The 18,706-nt window shown below is 63.8% G+C and carries 14 protein-coding genes; 3 read left to right on the forward strand and 11 right to left on the reverse strand.

All coding sequences use genetic code 11. From position 1 onward, the window contains the following. Nucleotides 1-61: 61 nt before the first annotated feature. The 6 genes from BJI67_RS07565 to purB all read right to left on the reverse strand — a co-directional run bounded on the left by BJI67_RS07565 (nt 62) and on the right by purB (nt 7,188). Entirely contained in the window at nt 62-2,026 is a 1,965-nt protein-coding gene (locus BJI67_RS07565; protein ID WP_070072523.1) for a transglutaminase TgpA family protein, read from the reverse strand. A gap of 29 nt (nt 2,027-2,055) precedes the next feature. Continuing rightward, a complete protein-coding gene (locus tag BJI67_RS07570; RefSeq protein WP_070072524.1) occupies nt 2,056-3,066 on the reverse strand; it encodes a DUF58 domain-containing protein in 1,011 nt (336 codons plus the stop codon). Next, nucleotides 3,036-3,968, reverse strand: coding sequence for an AAA family ATPase (locus BJI67_RS07575; RefSeq protein WP_070072525.1), 933 nt, complete (start codon nt 3,966-3,968; stop codon nt 3,036-3,038). Before BJI67_RS07575 ends, BJI67_RS07570 begins: the two co-directional genes overlap by 31 nt. An 87-nt stretch (nt 3,969-4,055) precedes the next feature. Continuing rightward, complete coding sequence (locus tag BJI67_RS07580; protein WP_070072526.1) at nt 4,056-4,568, reverse strand: hypothetical protein; 513 nt, start codon at nt 4,566-4,568, stop codon at nt 4,056-4,058. Between the two features lie 35 nt (nt 4,569-4,603). Then, complete coding sequence (locus tag BJI67_RS07585) at nt 4,604-5,821, reverse strand: cupin domain-containing protein (RefSeq protein WP_070072527.1); 1,218 nt, start codon at nt 5,819-5,821, stop codon at nt 4,604-4,606. After that, nucleotides 5,821-7,188 carry an adenylosuccinate lyase gene (gene purB / locus BJI67_RS07590; RefSeq protein ID WP_070072528.1) on the reverse strand — a complete coding sequence of 456 codons (1,368 nt, stop codon included), beginning with the start codon at nt 7,186-7,188 and terminating at the stop codon, nt 5,821-5,823. The genes BJI67_RS07585 and purB overlap by 1 nt, the downstream gene beginning before the upstream one ends. A 77-nt stretch (nt 7,189-7,265) precedes the next feature. On the opposite strand from purB, the gene BJI67_RS07595 reads away from it, so the two are divergent. Genes BJI67_RS07595 through corA form a run of 3 tightly spaced genes read left to right on the forward strand, consistent with a single transcriptional unit; the run spans nt 7,266 to nt 11,074 of the window. Continuing rightward, nucleotides 7,266-8,648: a class II fumarate hydratase gene (locus tag BJI67_RS07595; protein WP_070072529.1), complete on the forward strand. Its 1,383-nt coding sequence runs from the start codon at nt 7,266-7,268 to the stop codon at nt 8,646-8,648. Between the two features lie 60 nt (nt 8,649-8,708). Beyond that, nucleotides 8,709-9,941, forward strand: a complete 1,233-nt coding sequence (kch, locus tag BJI67_RS07600) for a voltage-gated potassium channel protein (RefSeq protein ID WP_197513358.1) — start codon at nt 8,709-8,711, stop codon at nt 9,939-9,941. A gap of 38 nt (nt 9,942-9,979) precedes the next feature. Continuing rightward, nucleotides 9,980-11,074 carry a magnesium/cobalt transporter CorA gene (gene corA, locus BJI67_RS07605; RefSeq protein ID WP_070072530.1) on the forward strand — a complete coding sequence of 365 codons (1,095 nt, stop codon included), beginning with the start codon at nt 9,980-9,982 and terminating at the stop codon, nt 11,072-11,074. A gap of 25 nt (nt 11,075-11,099) precedes the next feature. Here corA and BJI67_RS07610 read toward each other — a convergent pair whose 3' ends face one another. From BJI67_RS07610 to mnmA, 5 genes are all read right to left on the reverse strand, one after another. Next, complete coding sequence (locus BJI67_RS07610; RefSeq protein WP_070072531.1) at nt 11,100-12,101, reverse strand: aldo/keto reductase; 1,002 nt, start codon at nt 12,099-12,101, stop codon at nt 11,100-11,102. 135 nt (nt 12,102-12,236) lie between these two features. Continuing rightward, nucleotides 12,237-13,886, reverse strand: coding sequence for an NAD(P)-dependent oxidoreductase (locus tag BJI67_RS18180; RefSeq protein ID WP_331712284.1), 1,650 nt, complete (start codon nt 13,884-13,886; stop codon nt 12,237-12,239). A gap of 189 nt (nt 13,887-14,075) precedes the next feature. Further along, the gene (acnA, locus tag BJI67_RS07620; protein ID WP_070072532.1) at nt 14,076-16,808 is read right to left on the reverse strand and encodes an aconitate hydratase AcnA; all 2,733 of its coding nucleotides are present in this window, start codon (nt 16,806-16,808) and stop codon (nt 14,076-14,078) included. Nucleotides 16,809-16,935: 127 nt separating this feature from the next. Next, entirely contained in the window at nt 16,936-17,553 is a 618-nt protein-coding gene (gene hflD, locus BJI67_RS07625) for a high frequency lysogenization protein HflD (RefSeq protein ID WP_070072533.1), read from the reverse strand. A 23-nt stretch (nt 17,554-17,576) separates the two neighbouring features. Then, nucleotides 17,577-18,704 (reverse strand): tRNA 2-thiouridine(34) synthase MnmA, encoded by a 1,128-nt coding sequence (mnmA, locus tag BJI67_RS07630; protein WP_407922812.1) that lies wholly within the window; start codon nt 18,702-18,704, stop codon nt 17,577-17,579. Nucleotides 18,705-18,706 lie beyond the last annotated feature (2 nt).

An 18,706-nucleotide genomic window follows, 5' to 3' on the forward strand; every position in this document is an offset into this window, starting at 1 on the left:
CGCGCTCCGGCCGGCTTGCCGGCCCTTTGGCCCGCTTTGGCGGGCCTTTCTATGTCCGCTTTCAGCGCGAAGTCAGCGGACCGTCGACCGCCCGGCGCAGCAGAAGCAGGCGCTGCTGGCGCAGGTGTTCATTCGAAGATGGCGCATAGCGTGCCTCCTGATAGCGCAACGCGATGACGGCTGCTGCCTGTGCATGTGGCGGCCAGATCCTGGCTGCACGCTGCGCGAAATCCAGAGCACCCTCGTTAGGGCGCGGTGCGAGGTTCTGCTCGCGCCTGAGACGTCGTAGATAACGCCGGTAGAGGCGCAGCGCCGGATCCCGGGTACGCGGGCCGCGGGCTTTCCAGGTGTGCCAAGCCAAACCGGATAGAGCGATCAAGGCAAAACCGGCGGCCAGATAGGCGGCCAGCGAGGCCCAGTCGGTGCGCAAACCCAGCCTCGCCAGGAGCGCACGTTGTTCGGCAGGGCCGAAGGCGACCACCCAGGTGTCCCAGAGGTAACCGGCCGTATCCCAACCACGTCGCAGCGATCTTCCCCAGTGCGCCAACCAGCCGCCCGTGGCGGTGACGGCAAGTCCGCCTGTCGCTGTCGCCGCGGTGCCGGCCTCGACGCGCGAAGCCGCCACCGCGGAGGTCGGATCGACGCGCAGCCAGCCGCGCCCCGGCAACCAGACCTCGACCCAGGCATGTGCGTCTGCTTCACGTACGGTGTAGTAGTCCAGGGCATTGTTCCAGTGCCCACCCATATAGCCGACCACGACACGCGCGGGTATGTCTGCAGCCCGCATCAATACGGCGAACGCACTGGCGTAATCCTCGCAGAACCCTTGACGGGTGGAAAACAGGAAGCGATCGGTAATGTCTCCCGGCAAACGCGGCGGAGTCAACGTGTAGTAGAAGGGCTGATCATGGATGTAGCGCATCGCCCTGGCCACGATCGCCTCGGGGGAAGGGTCCTCACGCCGCCAGCGTGCCGCCAGGACTCGCGCCTGAGGGGCAATGTGGGGGGGCAGGGCTAGATCGCGACGCAGCTGCGATCTCCGCATATCTGCACCCAGTAGCGCACCATGGGTCGCCACGGTCAGAACATAGCTATGAATTGCGTCGGCCGACCCGGTGGCCTTGAGGGTATCGCCGGGCATGAGTCTGGTGCCGGGCGGTACGGAAACCGGCAGGCCGAGCACAGGTATGCCCCGCTTGCCGGTGGGACGCAACAGCAGGGTGTAACGCGTCGTCTGCCCGTGAACCTGTACCCCATTCCTGTTGCCGGCGCCTGCCGCAGGCGGCAACCATGCAAGTCCATTGAATCGGGTCAGAACGTAGGTTCGCCAGTAGAGCGTGTTCGGTGCGGGCGGCGGTCCGCTGAAATGCGCGCGAAATGCGATGGCCTGCGAGCGTACGAGCTGGGAAATGATCCCCGGTTCCATGCCGTCGCTCAAGCCGGTCACAGCCTGATGGCGGTTGGGCATGCGGCCCCAAAGCGGCCCGTCGATGCGCGGGAAAAGCACGAACAGGAAGAGCATCAACGGGACTGCGGCGAGAAGCCGTACACCGGCAGTAACGAGTTGGCGGCGCAATGAGGTTGCGGCGGCCGACGCATGCAGTTGCTGCAGCACCGAGGTAAGCCAGAGCAGATTCCCCAAGCCAAACATTACTTGCGGCAGGCCTTGTCCAAACAAGTACACGCTGGCAGTCAACAGATATCCACTGAGCACGACGACGATCAGGTCACGCCGTGCCCGGCATTCGAGTGTCTTGATGCTCGCGACCAACAGCAGCAGGGAAACGCCAGCCGGTGCGCCATTGAGGGTATGAAACCACAGCGCCACCCCGATCACTGCCGCCAGGGCAAATCCGGCGAGGACGAGGGCGGGCGGATTCTGCCAGCCGCGGGACAAGGCAACCGCGCAATAAAGCAACAGGATGATGGCTGAGAGCACCACCCAGACGGGCAGGGCGGAAGACAGTACGAGCGCAAGAGCAGCGAACGAAGCCTGCAAACGATAAAACGAGGCGTGGTATGCCACTGGCAAGTCCGTACGGCGCCGCCCCCTGTTCACTGGCCGCCTCCCTCAAAGCGTGCCAGCGCGTCCAGGCATCTGCGGCGTTGCAGGGGACCTTGGCCGGGCGGCACGACCCTATCTGGCAGAGAAAGCGCATACTCCTGACCGTCGGCATCAGCGTCGAGGACACGACGGCACAACAGTGAAAGTCGGGCTTCGGTATCCATGGCCGGCAGGTCTTCCCAGCGCAGCCAAAGCGTTTCACGATCGCTGCCGACAACGAACTGCTTGCTCACCAGGCTATCGCTGCGTGCCGAGGCGCGCCAGGCGATGCGGTGCAGGGCATCCCCATGTTGATAGGGCCGCAGTCCGAACAAGTGCTCGTCCTCACCCGCCCTGGCAAGTACATCGTTGGGTGTCTCGCCGCCACTACCAGGCGGCCTGGACCAATCGCGCGCAACCGGTGCCGGCGCGACGATCAGGTTCTGGGGAAAATGCAGCAGAGTCCAGGCGCGGAAGATTCCTAGCGGGTAGCGTGTACTCACGTGAATCTTGGGCATGGCATGCACGCCGCGACCCATCACGGGCAGATCCAGGCGAACCTCGACATCAGTACCCGTATCGACAGCGATCTGGCGAGACAGGCCTGTAGGCGTGATCTCAAAGACGATGTCCGGTCGAGCTTCACCCGGGGTTCGCACGTCGAGTACTGCCGCACCACCCAAGCCGGCAAACAGCACCGGTGTCGGTTGCAGTTCAATGCGCAAGCCGAGGAGGTTGCGGTGTGTCTGCCAGATGGCGTTGATGGCAATGCCAGCCAGTAGGAAGGTAACGCCGAAGATCATGCTGTTGTTGTAATTCAGCGCGAACAGCAGCATCACGGCGAGCATGGCACCGAATGCGAAACCAGCCCCGCTAGGCAGGATGAATAGACGCCGACGATGCAGCACGACGATGTTGCCGTCGATTTTCAAGCGGCGATAGGCCCAGCGCGCGATCGGCCCTCGCCGTTTCGCAGCTCCGCGCAGGCGATTCAGGGTAACGCGACCTGTTCCAGCATCCATTGTGCGGCAGCAGCAGCACTGAGCGGGTCGTCGCCACCCGTGCCGAGGCGATGCCCGGCGACTGCGGGAAATACCGCCTGTACGTCTTCCGGTACGACGTAATCACGACCCCGTACCGCCGCAAAGGCACGGCTCGCGCGGATCAGAGCGAGTCCGGCGCGAGGAGAAAGCCCGGGGCGCAGGTGCTCAGCATGACGCGAGGCGTGCAGCAACGCCTGCACATAGTCGAGTACGGGGGGCGCGACATGCAGTATTTCCACCGACTGCTGCATGGAGCTCAGTTCCGAGGCATCGATCAGCGCCCGGGTTTCCCCCAGCAGGCTGCGCCGATCCTGACCGACCAGCAGCGCGCGCTCCGCCGCAGCATCCGGGTAACCCAGGCTCAGCCGCATCAGAAAGCGGTCGAGCTGGGATTCCGGCAAGGCGAAGGTTCCGAGTTGCTGCAATGGGTTTTGCGTTGCGATGACGAAGAACGGTTCCGGCAACGGCCTGGCCTCGCCATCAAGGGTGACCTGCTGCTCCTCCATCGCTTCAAGCAGAGCGCTCTGTGCCTTCGGTGTGGCACGGTTGATTTCGTCGGCGAGCAGCACCTGGGTGAAGATCGGACCTGGATGGAAACGAAATTCACCCTGTTCGCGATCGTAAATGGAAAGACCAAGGATATCCGCCGGGAGCAGGTCGCTGGTGAACTGGACCCGCTGAAAGCGCAGACCCAGGGCAATCGCAAGGGCATGGGCCAGTGTGGTTTTACCCATGCCTGGCAGATCCTCGATGAGCAGATGTCCGCGGGCGAGCAAGCAGGCGAGCGCCAGTTCGATCACTGTGCGCTTGCCCAGCACGATCCCGGAAACAAGATCAATCGTATCGCTTAACTTATTGTTCGGATTAAGAACAGACGCCATGCGGCTGTATCTCTCGGGCGAATTGCGCACAGGATAAGCGATACACTCCGGCAACACGAGTGCCGGGGAACATGCATGTGTCCGGTATCAGTTCGATGCTGGGGCAGTGAGCGCCTGCCGGGCCATCGCAAAGTCACCAGGAATCATGCCTTCATACTTGGCTGCCTGCTTCTCGACACCCTTGATCGCGATCAGTTCATCGCTGTCCAGGCTCCCGGTTCCGGCCATCTTGATCCAGACCTGAGCCGCGGCCGCCAGCATGGTGTATTTGGCCCGTGTGTCCTCGAGGGCCTTCCAGGCAGCCTGTCTGGCATGCGTATTATGAAGCTTCGGAATCGGAATCGCGGCCAGTGCCTTGCCGACCTGGTCGATGGTGTCGTAGGTCTGGTTCGCCGATGCGTACAGGGCCCTGTAGTCGTTCTGCTTGGCGTAGGCATCCTTTTGTTTCTGGAAGGACTGCCAGGCCGTTTCGGCGGGCGCTTCGGTCTGCTTAACCTGTCGCTCGAATGCGGCCAGTGCGATCCGGCTTTGTTTCAGCGAATCGGTCTTGCTTGGGAAGAGGGTAACGAGGGCCAGGGCCACAAGGGCAATGACAACCATGACTGGCATGCTGTATCGGCGAATCGCTGACGAACTCATTCTGATTTTCCTGATTCTTGGCGTATTTCATCATCATCCGGCTCGTCGGGCATTTCCAGAACGCCGCGCCGCAACAGGTCGGCGAGCAGCGCGTGTGCGCCCGGATATTCCTCGAACCAGTCTCGGCATAATTCTGCCGGATATTCATAGCGCAGACATAGGACGGCAAGCAGACTCTGAAAGTTCAGGTCCAGGGTTCGCTCCTCGCCATCGGCATAGAAGTAAACGGTGTCTGCAGAGGAGAAATAGGCCAGGCGGGCCGCCGTGTTGCGCATCAATCCGAGCCCCGCAGCGAGGTGCTGACTGAGTGTATCTTCAGCATCCGAGCAGGGCGGCGGATACAGGCTTGCCAGATCTGCCCGCGGCTCTGTGAGATAGCAACCCAACCACCGTTCCAGGTCGCTGTCGGAGCGTCCGACCGCTTCACGCAACAGGGCCACGAGACGTTTCCTGGAGGCGGAGTCGATCTCGCCTGGACTGCTCGCCGCCGAAGGTCTGCCCGGATCGTCATACCGCCGCTCGGGGTCGAGACCCGCTACCACGTCGTCCAGCCAGGCGCTCACCAGATCGCGCTGGCTGGGTGCGCGAAAACCGATGGACGCAGTCATGCATTCGTCCAGCGCGACCCCGTAATGCGCCACGCCGGGAGGGAGATAAAGCATGTCGCCCGGCTCCAGCACCCATTCGGACTCCGCCTCAAAATGAGCAAGGATACGCAGATCCTGGTCGGGCAGGCGGTTATCGGGAGAGACGGGCCGGGTGTCGATCTGCCAGCGACGACGGCCAGCCAATTGCAACAGGAAGACGTCATAGGCGTCGGTATGCGGCCCCACGGAACCCTGGGGCGCTGCATAGCTGATCATGAGATCGTCGATGCGCCAGTCCGGCAAAAAGCGGAAGGGCTCGACCAGCGTCTGCAGGGGCGGTACGAACTTTTCCAAATCCGTGATCAGCAGCGTCCAGTGCGTTTCCGGCAGCGCGGCGAAGTCGGACTCCTCGAAAGGGCCGTGGCGCAACTCCCAGTGTCTTTCGCCGTGCTGCACCACGAGACGGGCAGGCACATCCGGCTCCAGTGCGAGGCCGGCGAATTCGTCCGGTTCCAGCGGCGGCGCGACATCCTCGAAGGCGCCGCGCACCAGCAACGGGCGACGCTGCCAGTAGTCGCGCAGGAATTCGTCAGCACTCAGACCGCCAAGCAGTCGCCCCGGAATCATCACACGCGACGTGCCTGATCCGCCGCGGTACCGGTATACCCGCCGGGGGTCAGCGCCAGCAACGCGTCGCGGGCCTCCGTCGGCAGATCCAGATTCGCGATGAAGGCACGCAGTGCGGCGGCATCGATGCGCTGTCCCCGGGTCATCGCCTTGAGCTGTTCGTAGGGGTTGGGCAGGCCATAGCGACGCATCACGGTCTGGATCGGTTCGGCCAGGACCTCCCAATTGGCCTCGAGATCGGCCGCCAGACGTGCCGCGTCGACTTCCAGCTTGCCCAGGCCCTTGAGCAGGGCGCGATATGCGATCAGGCTGTGGGCCAGCCCCACACCCAGGTTGCGCAACACCGTGGAATCGGTGAGATCGCGCTGCCAGCGCGATACCGGGAGCTTGCGCGCCAGGTGCTCGAGTACGGCATTGGCCAGCCCCAGATTGCCTTCCGCATTCTCGAAGTCGATGGGATTGACCTTGTGCGGCATGGTCGATGAACCGACCTCACCGGCGACTACACGCTGACGGAAATAGCCCAGCGAGATGTAGCCCCAGACGTCGCGCGACAGATCGAGCAGGATGGTGTTGAACCGCGCGATGGCGTCGAACAGTTCTGCAATGTAGTCGTGCGGCTCGATCTGGGTGGTATAGGGATTCCAGGTCAGCCCCAGGCCGGTCACGAAGCGTTCGGCGAAAGCCGCCCAGTCCAGGTTCGGATAGGTAACGGCATGGGCGTTGTAGTTGCCCACGGCACCGTTGATCTTGCCGAGGATGGACACGCCTGCAATCTGCGCCCGCTGGCGTTCCAGACGCGCCACCACATTGGCGAGCTCCTTGCCCAGCGTGGTCGGACTGGCCGGCTGGCCGTGCGTGCGCGAGAGCATCGGCACGTCGGCCTGGCCGTGCGCTAAATCCCGCAGTGCAGCGACGATCTCGTCCATCACTGGCAGCAGCACATCGTCGCGACCGCCCTTGAGCATCAGGCCGTAGGCAAGGTTGTTGATGTCCTCGGAAGTGCAGGCGAAGTGCACGAACTCCTTGACCGCATCGAGCGCGGGGTCGGCGGCGATACGCTGCTTGATGAAGTACTCGACGGCCTTGACGTCGTGGTTGGTGGTGCGTTCTATCCGTTTGACCTCGGCCGCATCCTCGAGCGAGAACGAACCGGCGAGTTCGCCGAGCAGACGCTGCGAAGCATCCGGCAGCGGGGCGACCTCGGGAATGCCCGGCTCGTCGGCCAGCGCCTGCAGCCAGCGCACCTCGACGGTCACGCGGGCCGCGATCAAGCCATATTCGCTGAAGCGCGTGCGCAATGGCTCCGCCTGTGTGGCATAGCGCCCGTCAACCGGTGACAGGGCGGTAAGGGTGGTGATCTCCATCCTTCAATCTCGGTCGCAAAAACTTGCAGTATAATACCGCAACCCTGTCTGACCGACCCCGAAATCCAGGAACCCGTATGCAAGAATCCCCCGGCTACCGTATCGAGCACGACAGCATGGGCGAACTTCGCGTGCCCTCCGACGCGCTTTGGGGGGCTCAGACGCAACGGGCGATCGACAACTTTCCGGTCAGCGGTCAACGCATGCCGCCGCGCTTCATCCAGGCCGTGGCCATGATCAAGGCGGCGGCAGCGCGGTCGCATGCGGCTCTGGGGCTGATGCCGGCCGATCTTGCCGCCGCTATCGCCGAGGCCGCAGACGAGGTTGCAGGCGGCGCCTATCCCGACGCCTTTCCCGTCGATGTCTATCAGACGGGCTCCGGCACCAGCACCAACATGAACGTGAACGAGGTCATCGCCCATCTCGCCGGCGAACGGCTCGGCTGCTCGGTGCATCCGAACGACGACGTCAATCGTGGCCAGAGTTCGAACGATGTCATTCCCAGCGCCATCCATGTCAGCGCCGCTCTCGCCTGCACCCAGTGCCTGTTGCCCGCACTGAACGAACTTGCCGATACCATCCGTACGCGTAGTGGCGAACTGGTGGATGTCGTCACCACCGGGCGGACCCACCTGATGGACGCCATGCCGGTCCGCTTGTCTCAGATACTCGGTGGCTGGGCGGCGCAGATCGAGCTCGGAGCCGAACGGGTTGAGGCGCTCCTGCCCCAGGTCTGCGGGCTCGCCCAGGGCGGCACCGCGGTGGGGACCGGGGTGAACGCCCATCCCGAGCTCGGCCGCCGCATCGCCAAGGATCTCGCCGCACGCACCGGACTGGCCTTCCGGGTGCGTGCCGATCTATTCGAGGGCCTGAGCGCGCAGGACGATATCGTGGCCCTGTCCGGTCAGGTCAAGAGCCTCGCAGCTGCATTGATGAAAATCGCCAACGACCTGCGCTGGATGAATTCCGGCCCACTGGCCGGACTCGGCGAAATCAGCCTTCCGGCCCTGCAGCCCGGTAGCAGCATCATGCCCGGCAAGGTGAACCCCGTGATCCCCGAGGCGGTCTGCATGGTATCGGCCCAGGTCATCGGGCTGGATGCCGCCATTACCGTCGGCGGTCAATCGGGTAACTTCCAGCTCAACGTCATGTTGCCGTTGATTGGCAACAATATTCTTCAAGCCATTGAATTAACTTCAAATGCATGCGAGATACTCGCTCGGCAAGCCATCGTCGGATTCAAGGTCAACCGCGACCGCACGCAGGCCACACTGGCTCGCAATCCGGTTCTGGTCACCGCGCTGAACGGCGTCATCGGCTACGAACGCGGCGCGGCGATCGCCAAACGCGCCTATGCGGAGGGTCGCCCGGTACTCGAGGTCGCCGCCGAAATGACCGATCTGGACGAGCACGAACTGGCCCGTCTCCTCGATCCTGCCACACTGACCCGACCCGCGTGAGCGGCACCACCGCGATCTGCCGACGCAGTCGGCCTCGACTCCATAGAACACACAGATTCCGTGCCTGATACCAAACGCCTCGACGAACGTCTGCAGCTGGGCATGTGGCCTCGCTTACGCCGCTCGTGGAGCCGTCTGTCCCAGCTGACACGCGCCGATCGCTGGTTTCCTCACGTCCCGCTCGCCATGGGCGTCGGCCTGTCCGGCCTGTTGCAACTCGTTCCCGATCTGCGGCATCTGCTCGGCCTGACGCTCTCGGTGCCCGATCTGGGTCATCTCAACGAAGGTTTCTCGACGCTCGCCATCCATGGCATACCGCAGTTTGCCGTGGGCATGCTGTTGTTGGTCATGTCGCTTGGACTGCTCTGGCGATCGCGCCTGGCCTGGGTCACCACGATGCTGGTCGCGCTCGCGGCCGTGGTGGTTCAACTGGTCGCCTCCGGCTGGCGCTATCCACTCGAAGCCGGCTACAACCTGGCATTGCTGCTGGCCCTGCTGGCCGCGCGACGCCATTTCAATCGAAGCAGCTTGGCAACGGGCACGCTATTCGCCCTGACCAGCGTGCTGCTGACCCTGGGTTATGGCGTCTTCGGCGCGTATCTGCTCGGCACCCAGTTCCACCCGAAGATCACCGGTGCAGTGGATGCCCTGTACTTCGCCGTGGTCACGATGTCGACGGTCGGCTACGGCGATATCGTGCCGGTGACGCCCGAGGCCCGGCTCTTCGTGGTTTCCCTGATCGTGCTCGGACTGGTGATCTTCGCCACCTCGCTGACCGCCATCCTCGGGCCCTTGATGAACAACCGTTTGATCGCCCTGATTCAGCCCCGGAGATCGCGCATGGACCGTTCCAACCACTACATCATCGTCGGCGACACCGCACTGGCGCGCAACAGCTTCAAGGAGCTCAAGGCGCGCGGACAGAAACTGACCCTCGTGCTGCCGCGCCAGGTGGAGGAGGGGGTTTACCCGCAGGCGGATATCCTGGTGGGCGAGGGCAGCGACCTGGAGGTTCTGCGCAAGGCCGGCGCGGAGCGCGCGAAGGCGGTGCTCGCCCTCGGTGACGACGACTCCGAAAACGCCTTCGTGGTGCTCGCGGTCAAGGAAATCGGCGAAGGTATCCGTACGGTGGCCGCGGTTAGCGACGCGCGCAACCTGTCGCGCGTCAAACGCGTGCAGCCGGACCTGCTGCTCGCACCGCAGGTGCTCGGCGGCGAACTCCTTGCCATGGCGCTCAGCGGTGAAGCAATCAATTCAGAAACCTTGTTCAACCAACTGCTGCACGTCCGCTGATCGGGCGATAACACCAATAAAGGGCATAGGAGGTTCAGATGGGCTTCGATTCGCATCGCGACCATACGCGTAAAGTCGGCAGCGCTCCGGGTACGCTCGTCGATATGCCGGTTACTACGCCGGCCAGACTCTGGGCCGTGCATTATCTGGGCGACGACATGACCGAGTACCCGGACATCGATGCGGATGCGGCGAGAGTGATTGTGAAGAAGGAGGGGGTCACCTGGATTCATATCCAGGGCCAGCCGGATCGCCAGTTGCTAGACCGGCTCGGCATATTGTTCGACCTGCATCCGCTGGCTCTGGAAGACGTGCAGACGCTGGTGCAGCGGCCCAAGCTGGACATTTACCAGGAGCAGTTGTTCGCGATCCTGAACCTGCCGCGTTGGAACGGCGAAAGCGTCGAACTCGAGCAGTTCAACCTGTTCATAGGCGAGGGCTACGTACTCAGCATTCATGCCGGTGAGGAGGAAGTGGTACAGGCCGTGCGTAGGCGCCTGGCCAAGGCACGGACGCGACTGCGCACCCACGGCACCGATTATCTCTTCTACGCCCTGATGGACCTCGTCGTCGACCAGGCCTTCCCCGTGCTGGAAACCTTCGGCGAGGAGGTCGAGGCGTTGGAGGAGGTATTGTTGGAACGGCCCAGCCGCGACCTGCTGTCCGCCATCTATCAGCACAAGCGCAATCTCATGATTCTGCGTCGCCAGCTCTGGCCGACCCGCGAAGTGGTCAGCCAGCTGATGCGCGGCACCAACGACGAGGAATATTTCGCACCCGATCTGCAGCCCTTCCTGCAAGATCTCTACGACCACACCGTGCACATCATGGATCTGCTGGAGACCTACCGCGATATCGTCGCCAGCATGCTCGACGTGTATCTGTCGAGCGTCAGCAATCGACTCAACGACATCATGCGCGTGCTAACCATGATCTCGACCATCTTCATCCCGTTGACCTTCATCGTCGGCGTCTACGGGATGAACTTCGGCAATAACACCAAGAGTCCATGGGCCATGCCCGAGCTGAACTGGTACTACGGCTACCCGCTGGTGTGGGGTGTGATGCTCGTGATCGCAGCCGGCATGGTGGTGTTCTTCCGGCGCAAAGGTTGGCTGGGCGGCGGCCGGTAGCGGGACCGGCCGCCGCCTAGAGCCATCAGGCGGCCGCGCTGCTTTCCGGCGGAGCCATGAACTCCGGCCCCACGGGGTCGGGAATGCAATCCTGCAGGATGGTGTCGATCGCAACGCGGTCCGCAGCATCGATGGACCAACCCATCACCGCATCGACGGGATCGAGCTGATCCGGGCGTCGGGCGCCCCACAGCGCGGCCGCCACACCCGGCTGATCGACCAGCCAACGCAGCGCCAGATGGATGACGCGACGGTCGTATTTCTCCTGCGCGTACGCGTCCAGCCGGCGCACCGCCTCGAGGTAGTGTCCGAAACGCGGCATCTGGAATTTCGGATCGGACAGGCGCAGATCGTCGCCGTCGAAGCGGGTATCGGCCTGCATGCGCCCGGAGAGCAGCCCGCGGCAGAGCGCACCGTAGGCGATCATGCCGATACCCTGCTGCACGCAGTAATCGGCGACGACGCCCTCGATCTCGCGCTCGAAAAGGTTGTAGGGCGGCTGATTCGTGGCCAGCGGCGCCGCCTTGGCGAAGGCGGCCATCTGCTCCGGCGAATAGTTGCTCACCCCGATTGCGCGGATCTTGCCCTCGATGCGCAGCGCTTCAAGGGCGGCCGCGGTCTCCTCGAAGGGCACCGCACTGTCGGGCCAGTGCACCTGATAGATGTCGACGTAATCCGTACCCAGCCGACGCAGCGAGTCCTCGATTTCTTGGCGGATGCGTGCCGGCGAACTGTCGCGGCTGACGCGGCGCCCGTCCTGCCAGGCCAGACCCACCTTGGTAGCCAGCACGATCCGATCGCGCTGTCCGTATTGGGCCAAGGCCTTGCCCACGATCTCCTCAGAGTGACCGAAGCCATAGACCGGAGCGGTGTCGACCAGGGTGATCCCGCGGTCGAGTGCGGCGTGAATGGTATCGACGGCCGCGCGTTCGTCGGTGCCGCCCCACATCCAGCCGCCGATAGCCCAGGTGCCCAGGCCGATCTTGGGTACTTCCATGTCTGCATGACGTAACTGCGTGAATTCCATGCAAACCTCCTCGAATCTCGTGTGAAAGGGGGAGTTCCGTCCATCGGATTCGGTTCAAACCGATCGGTCTGACGTGTAACAGGATGGCCACGCACGAGTTCAAATGTGCGTGTGCCCGCCGTTGCCGCGATGGACTCAGGCCACCCTGTTGCGCGGGGTGCCCGCCAGATAGGCGCGCATGTTCAGCGCCATTTCGTCGATCAGGCGCTGACGCGCCGTACCGCTAGCCCAGGCAACATGCGGCGTGACGATCAGGTTGGGTACGTCAGGGCTGAGCAGCGGGTGATCCGCGGGCGGCGGCTCCTCGTCGAGGACATCGAGACCGGCGGCGGCAAGACGATCGGCACGCAGGGCGTCGGCCAGTGCCTGGCTATCGACCAGGCCGCCACGGGCCGTATTGATGAGGATCCCGGTAGGCCCCAGGCGCTCGATCTCCTCGGCGCCGATCAGATGACGGGTTTCCGGCGTCAGCGGGCAATGCAGGCTCAGCACGTCCGCCTGATCGAGCACCTCGGTAAACTCGGTACGTCCGTGACGAGGCGCCTGACCGCGGCGTTCGGCGATCAACACCCGCATGCCGAAACCTTCCGCGATGCGCCCGACCGCCGCGCCCAGCACCCCATGACCGACAATACCCAGCGTGCGACCGTTAAGTTCGCCGATCGGGAAAAAGTCGTACAGGGAAAAGCCGTGCGCGCGGGTCCACGCCCCTTCGGCAACCGCGCGGGCGTAGTCAGGCAGGTGGCGGACCAGGGCAAGCATCAGCCCGATTGTATGCTCGGCAACGGAAGCGGTGCCGTAATCGCGCACGTTGCAAACCACGATACCCCGTTTGCGGGCGGCTTCGAGATCCACGTTGTTGGTACCGGTGGCCGCCACGCAGATCAGCTTGAGACTGCTGGCCGCAGCCAGCGCCGGTGCGTCCACCAGAACCTTGTTGGTCACCAGCACCTCGGCCGAGCCGATGTGTTCCGACAATTGATCCGCCGAAGTCTGCGCGTGATAGGTCCAGTGGGAAACCGCTTCGTGCAGTGGGTTGCGGTCGAGATCGCCGTTGTCCAGGGTATCGATGTCGAGACAAACGCCGCGCATGAGCCTGCCTTGTGTGGAGTGGGAGAAGCAGATTAGCAGCCGGGTGTTTGTCCGAAAAGGCGACGCCTCAGACCACGCCGTAAAGACCGCGCAACAAGTACCCACCAGATACGCCAGTGCGGCTGCCGCGCCACCCGTCAGCAGGGTGCCGAAACCGGAATGCAACCGCGGGCGCTCGAGCACGTGTCTGCGGACCAGAACGACGGCAAAGAAGCTCGAGCTGGTCAGCAGGATGCTTTCGGCAAACGCGCTATTCATCGACTGATGTGCAAAGATGAACGGAGCCAAGGGGATCATGCCGATAAGCAGAAAGGCCGTGAAGGTCGTGAACGCGCTGGCGAGCGGCCTGGTCGGCACCGGCGCGAAGCCGAGTTCCTCGGTGAGCATGGTATTCACCCACAAGTCACGGTCTGCCGTGATCACGCTCACGATGGCCTCCAGGGTTTCCCCATCGAATCCCTTCGCCGCATAGATCTGCCGGATTTCCTCTCGCTCGCCGTCCGGAATGCGCTCGATGTGACGCTGCTTGCTCTGGTGAGCCTGGGCAAGACGTTCTTCTGGCTGTGTGCCGCCTGATAGTTGCTCACCGCCATGCTGAAGTCGTCGGCGACGAGGTTGGCCGCGCCGAGGACGATGGCCACCTTGGCCGGCATCTGCGCACACGGCACCGGCTATGACCGCAAAGGTGGTCACGCAGCCGTCTATGGCGCCGAGAACGGCATCGCTGAGGTGCCCGTCCGGCGAGGCGCGACGGGCGAGCCGGCGGCGGATTTCCTCGGGTTCGTGCTCGCGTTCGAGCGGAGGTCGCTCACGGCTGCTGCCTGGTCGTCAATTCAGGCGGCAGCCGGGCCGACATGGCTTTCTAATCCGGTCGTCGCGAATCTAGGCCGCCAGCTGACGCAGCACGTAGGGCAGGATACCGCCGTGCCGGTAGTACTCGATCTCCTGCGGCGTGTCGATGCGCACCTTGGCCTGGAACGACTTGCGCGTGCCGTCCGCTGCGGTCGCCGTGACCGTGACCTGCTTGGCCGAACCGTCGCCCAGACCGGTGATGTCGTAAACCTCCTCGCCGCTGAGTCCGAGCATCTCGGCATTTTCTCCGGCCATGAACTGCAGCGGCAGGACGCCCATGCCGACGAGGTTGGATCGGTGAATGCGCTCGAAGCTTTCCACCAGCACGGCACGTACGCCCAGCAGGCGCGGTCCCTTGGCCGCCCAGTCGCGGCTGGAACCGGAGCCGTATTCCCTGCCGGCGATGATGACCGTCGGCACCTGCTCGGCCTTGTAGCGCATCGCCGCCTCGTAGATCGAGGTCTGCTCGCCGGAGGGCAGGTGACGCGTGACGCCGCCCTCGACGCCCGGCACGAGCCGGTTGCGCAGACGGATATTGGCGAAGGTTCCGCGCATCATCACTTCGTGATTGCCGCGACGCGAACCATAGGAATTGAAATCCGCCGGGGCGACGCCATGCTCGACCAGATAACGCCCGGCCGGGCTGTCGGCCTTGATCGAACCGGCGGGCGAGATGTGGTCCGTGGTCACCGAATCGCCCAGATGCGCCAGCACTCGTGCGCCGAGGATGTCGCCGACCGGAGCGAGGGGCTGGTCGATGTCGTCGAAATACGGCGGGTTCTGCACGTAAGTCGAGTCGTCCTGCCAGGCGAACAGCGCCGTGTCGGGCGCATCCAGACGCTGCCAGCGGGCCTCGCCGGCAAACACGTCGTCGTAACTCGCTGTGAACTGTTCTGAGGTCACGCTGTGACCGATCGCGTCCTGGATTTCCTGATGGCTGGGCCAGACGTCGCGCAGATAGACCGGATGCCCGGTCTGGTCCTCGCCCAGGGGTTCGTGAAACAGATCGATATCCATGCGCCCGGCCAGAGCATAGGCGACGACGAGCGGCGGCGAGGCGAGGAAATTCATGCGCACCTCGGAATGCACGCGGCCCTCGAAGTTGCGGTTGCCGGAAAGCACGGAGCAGACGGTCAGGTCGTCGCGTCGGATCGCCTCGCTGACCGGTTCCGGCAGGGGGCCCGAGTTGCCGATGCAGGTGGTGCATCCGTAACCGACCAGATCGAAGCCGAGGGCGGCCAGATCGCCGCTGAGCCCCGCCTTGTCGAGATAGGCGGTGACCACGCGGGAACCGGGGGCGAGTGAGGTCTTCACCCAGGGCTGGACGCACAGCCCGCGTTCGCGGGCCTTGCGCGCCACCAGCCCGGCGGCGAGCATCACCGAGGGATTCGAGGTATTGGTGCAGGAGGTGATCGCGGCGATCACGACCATGCCGTCCTTGAGGTGCATGCGCAGCGCGCTGCGCCGGGCCGGATCGTCGGCCTGATGCTCGACGCCGACGGCGGCATGTCCGCCTTCGGTCTCGAAACCCTCGGCGTCCCTGCGGCTCGCGAAGGCCGCCATGCGGGCACGCATGACGTCTTCCAGGGCGGCGCTGACGACCTGCTTGGCGCGGCTGAGCGCAATCCGGTCCTGCGGACGCTTAGGGCCTGCGAGCGAGGGTTCCACCGTGGCCAGGTCCAGGGTCAGGATGTCGCTGTAATCGGGGATGGGCATGTCCGCCGAGTAGAACATGCCCTGCGCCCGTGCATAGGCTTCGGTCAGGGCGACCTGATCCGCGTCGCGGCCGCTGAGGGTGAGGTAGCGCAGGGTTTCTTCGTCGATCGGGAAGATGCCGCAGGTCGCGCCGTACTCGGGCGCCATGTTGCTGATCGTGGCGCGGTCCGCCAGCGGCAGCTGGGCCAGACCATCGCCGAAGAACTCGACGAATTTGCCGACCACACCATGCTTGCGCAGCATTTCCACCACGGTGAGCACGAGATCGGTCGCGGTCGCGCCTTCCGGCAGCGCGCCGGTGAGACGGAAACCCACCACCTGCGGCAGCAGCATCGAAATCGGCTGCCCGAGCATGGCCGCCTCGGCCTCGATGCCGCCGACGCCCCAGCCGAGCACGCCGAGTCCGTTGATCATGGTGGTGTGGGAGTCCGTGCCGACGACGGTATCCGGGTACGCCTCGAGGTTGCCGTCTTCCAACGTGCGCGTGAACACTGTGCGCGCGAGATATTCGAGATTGACCTGATGCACGATGCCGGTATCCGGCGGCACGACCTTGAAATTCGAAAACGCCTTCTGGCCCCATTTGAGAAACGCATAGCGTTCGCGGTTGCGGCTGTATTCGAGTTCGGCGTTCAACTGGAAAGCGTCGTCCGAACCGAATCGGTCCACCTGCACGGAATGGTCGATGACCAGTTCCGCCGGCTGCAACGGATTGATCTTGTCCGGGTCGCCGCCCAATCGACGCATAGCATCGCGCATCGCCGCCAGGTCCACCACGGCCGGCACACCGGTAAAGTCCTGCATCAACACGCGGGCCGGGCGAAAGGCAATTTCCTGGCTGGGTTCGGCACGCGCATCCCAATCCAACACGGCCTGGATATCCGCGCGCGTGACGCTCACGCCGTCCTCGAAACGCAGCAGATTTTCCAGCAGGATCTTGAGCGAGTAGGGCAAGCGCTCCGCTCCCGCGAGTTCGGATAGCTTGTGAATGGCGTAGGACTGGCTACCCACGCGCAGTTCAGTGCGAGTCTCGAGGCTATCGTGCATGGCGTCGTCGTCCTTGTGTCATGGTGGATAGGGGAGGCGCGTGGGCATTGCGCCCGGACAGAGTCAGGCGCCATTGTAAACCAGATGACAAAAACCTTGCCGCGGAACTGTGTAACCCGCCTGCGCTTTAGGCGAGCAGTCGCTCCACTTCGCGCAGAATCGATTTTCTGGTGAACAACAGACGCAACCGTGTGCCGCCAGCCTGACGCCAGAGTACCGCGGCACGAATGCCGGCGAGCAGCAGCACGCGGATACGACTGGCCACAGTCTCGTTGGCAAGGTGTATCTGCTCACCACGCACGACGATGCGCGGACCGAGCTCGCTGATGGTCTCGCGGTAAAGCGAGGCCAGGCTGGAGATCACGTTCTCGTGATCGACGCCGAAGTACTCGACCTGGCGTTGCGCGTTCTCGATGCCACTCTCCAGACGGGCAAGCATTTCGGGACGTTTGGCGAGACGACGTTCCAGGTGCAGCAGCGAGACTGCATAGCGCATCACTTCGATGGTCTTGGTCCGTTCCGGAGAATCCAGCTGGCGTTGCAGCACCTGAAGGCCGGTGCGCAGGTTGCCCGTACCACCATACACGGCCTCGAGGCTGTCGGCATCGACCACCAGGATGCTCTGCAGCAAAGGCTGCAGCGCGCCGGGCTCAAGGGTACCGGTACGCGCCAGCTGATCCGCGTCGGCAGCGCACTGGAACACCGCGGCGAGCGCCAGGGTGCGGTTGTGCAAACTGTGTTCCACGATGCCCCCTTTCCGCCGAATCGCTAATCGGTAGCCGCGGCCATGGCCCGGTGCGAGTCAGCATACAGCGGATCGAGCGGGACGGTCGTTTCGATGACCCCGCCACCCAGGCATAGCGCGTCGTCGTAAAGAACTACGAATTGTCCTGGCGTCACCGCGCGTTGCGGCTTGTCGAAGCTGATGCGGGCCCCTTCAGAGGACAAGGTGACCGTGCAGGCCTGATCCTCCTGACGGTAACGGGTCTTGGCGGTACACCGGAACCGCTCGCCGGGTGCCGAACCGGCAATCCAGTGCATCCGTGCAGCGAAGAGACTGACAGAAAGCAGTGCCGGGTGGTCGTGTCCCTGGACCACAAGCAATTCGTTGCTCTCAAGCCGTTTTTCGGCGACGTACCAGGGCGCTGCATCACCCTCGGCCGTGCCGCCGATGCCGAGACCCTGACGTTGGCCCAGGGTGTAGTACATCAGCCCTTGATGCCCCCCGAGATGCGCTCCGTGGAGATCCACGATCGCACCGGGCCTGGCGGGCAGGTAGCGCGCCAGGAAATCGCGGAAACGGCGCTCGCCGATGAAGCAAATGCCAGTGCTGTCCTTGCGCCGATGATTCGGCAGGCCAGCCTCGCGGGCGATACGCCTGACCTCGGTCTTGACAAGATCGCCGAGCGGGAAACGGCTCGCGCGCAGCTGTTCGGCCGTGAGCGCATGCAGGAAATAGCTTTGGTCCTTTGCCGCGTCCGCCCCTCGCCAAAGTTGCCCGCTACCGTCGGTGCGGGCGTAGTGGCCGGTGACGATGGCGTCTGCGCCCAAGCCGCGTGCGTAATCCAGAAATGCCTTGAACTTGATTTCGCGGTTGCACAGCACGTCGGGATTAGGGGTGCGCCCGGCTCTATATTCTGCGAGGAAATAGGCGAACACCCGATCCCAGTATTCGCGGGCGAAATTGACCTTGTGCAGCGGGATTTCAAGGGTCTCGGCGACGGCGCGCGCCTCTGCGAGATCCTCGGCCGCGGCGCAGTAGCCGGATTCGTCGTCGTCCTCCCAGTTCTTCATGAACAGACCTTCGACGCGATATCCCTGCTCAAGCAGACGCAGCGCGGCGACTGCGGAATCGACCCCTCCGGAAAGCCCCACGATCACCCGTTCGCGACGCACCG

The sequence above is a fragment of the Acidihalobacter aeolianus genome, from assembly GCF_001753165.1.
Lineage (GTDB): Bacteria > Pseudomonadota > Gammaproteobacteria > DSM-5130 > Acidihalobacteraceae > Acidihalobacter > Acidihalobacter aeolianus.

Bases quoted from the DNA above. Each gene is read 5' to 3' on its own strand.
- BJI67_RS07570 (WP_070072524.1), bottom strand. From the start codon at position 3,066: ATGGATGCTGGAACAGGTCGCGTTACCCTGAATCGCCTGCGCGGAGCT.
- BJI67_RS07575 (WP_070072525.1), bottom strand. From the start codon at position 3,968: ATGGCGTCTGTTCTTAATCCGAACAATAAGTTAAGCGATACGATTGAT.
- BJI67_RS07580 (WP_070072526.1), bottom strand. From the start codon at position 4,568: ATGGTTGTCATTGCCCTTGTGGCCCTGGCCCTCGTTACCCTCTTCCCA.
- BJI67_RS07585 (WP_070072527.1), bottom strand. From the start codon at position 5,821: ATGATTCCGGGGCGACTGCTTGGCGGTCTGAGTGCTGACGAATTCCTG.
- purB (WP_070072528.1), bottom strand. From the start codon at position 7,188: ATGGAGATCACCACCCTTACCGCCCTGTCACCGGTTGACGGGCGCTAT.
- BJI67_RS07595 (WP_070072529.1), top strand. From the start codon at position 7,266: ATGCAAGAATCCCCCGGCTACCGTATCGAGCACGACAGCATGGGCGAA.
- corA (WP_070072530.1), top strand. From the start codon at position 9,980: ATGGGCTTCGATTCGCATCGCGACCATACGCGTAAAGTCGGCAGCGCT.
- BJI67_RS07610 (WP_070072531.1), bottom strand. From the start codon at position 12,101: ATGGAATTCACGCAGTTACGTCATGCAGACATGGAAGTACCCAAGATC.
- acnA (WP_070072532.1), bottom strand. From the start codon at position 16,808: ATGCACGATAGCCTCGAGACTCGCACTGAACTGCGCGTGGGTAGCCAG.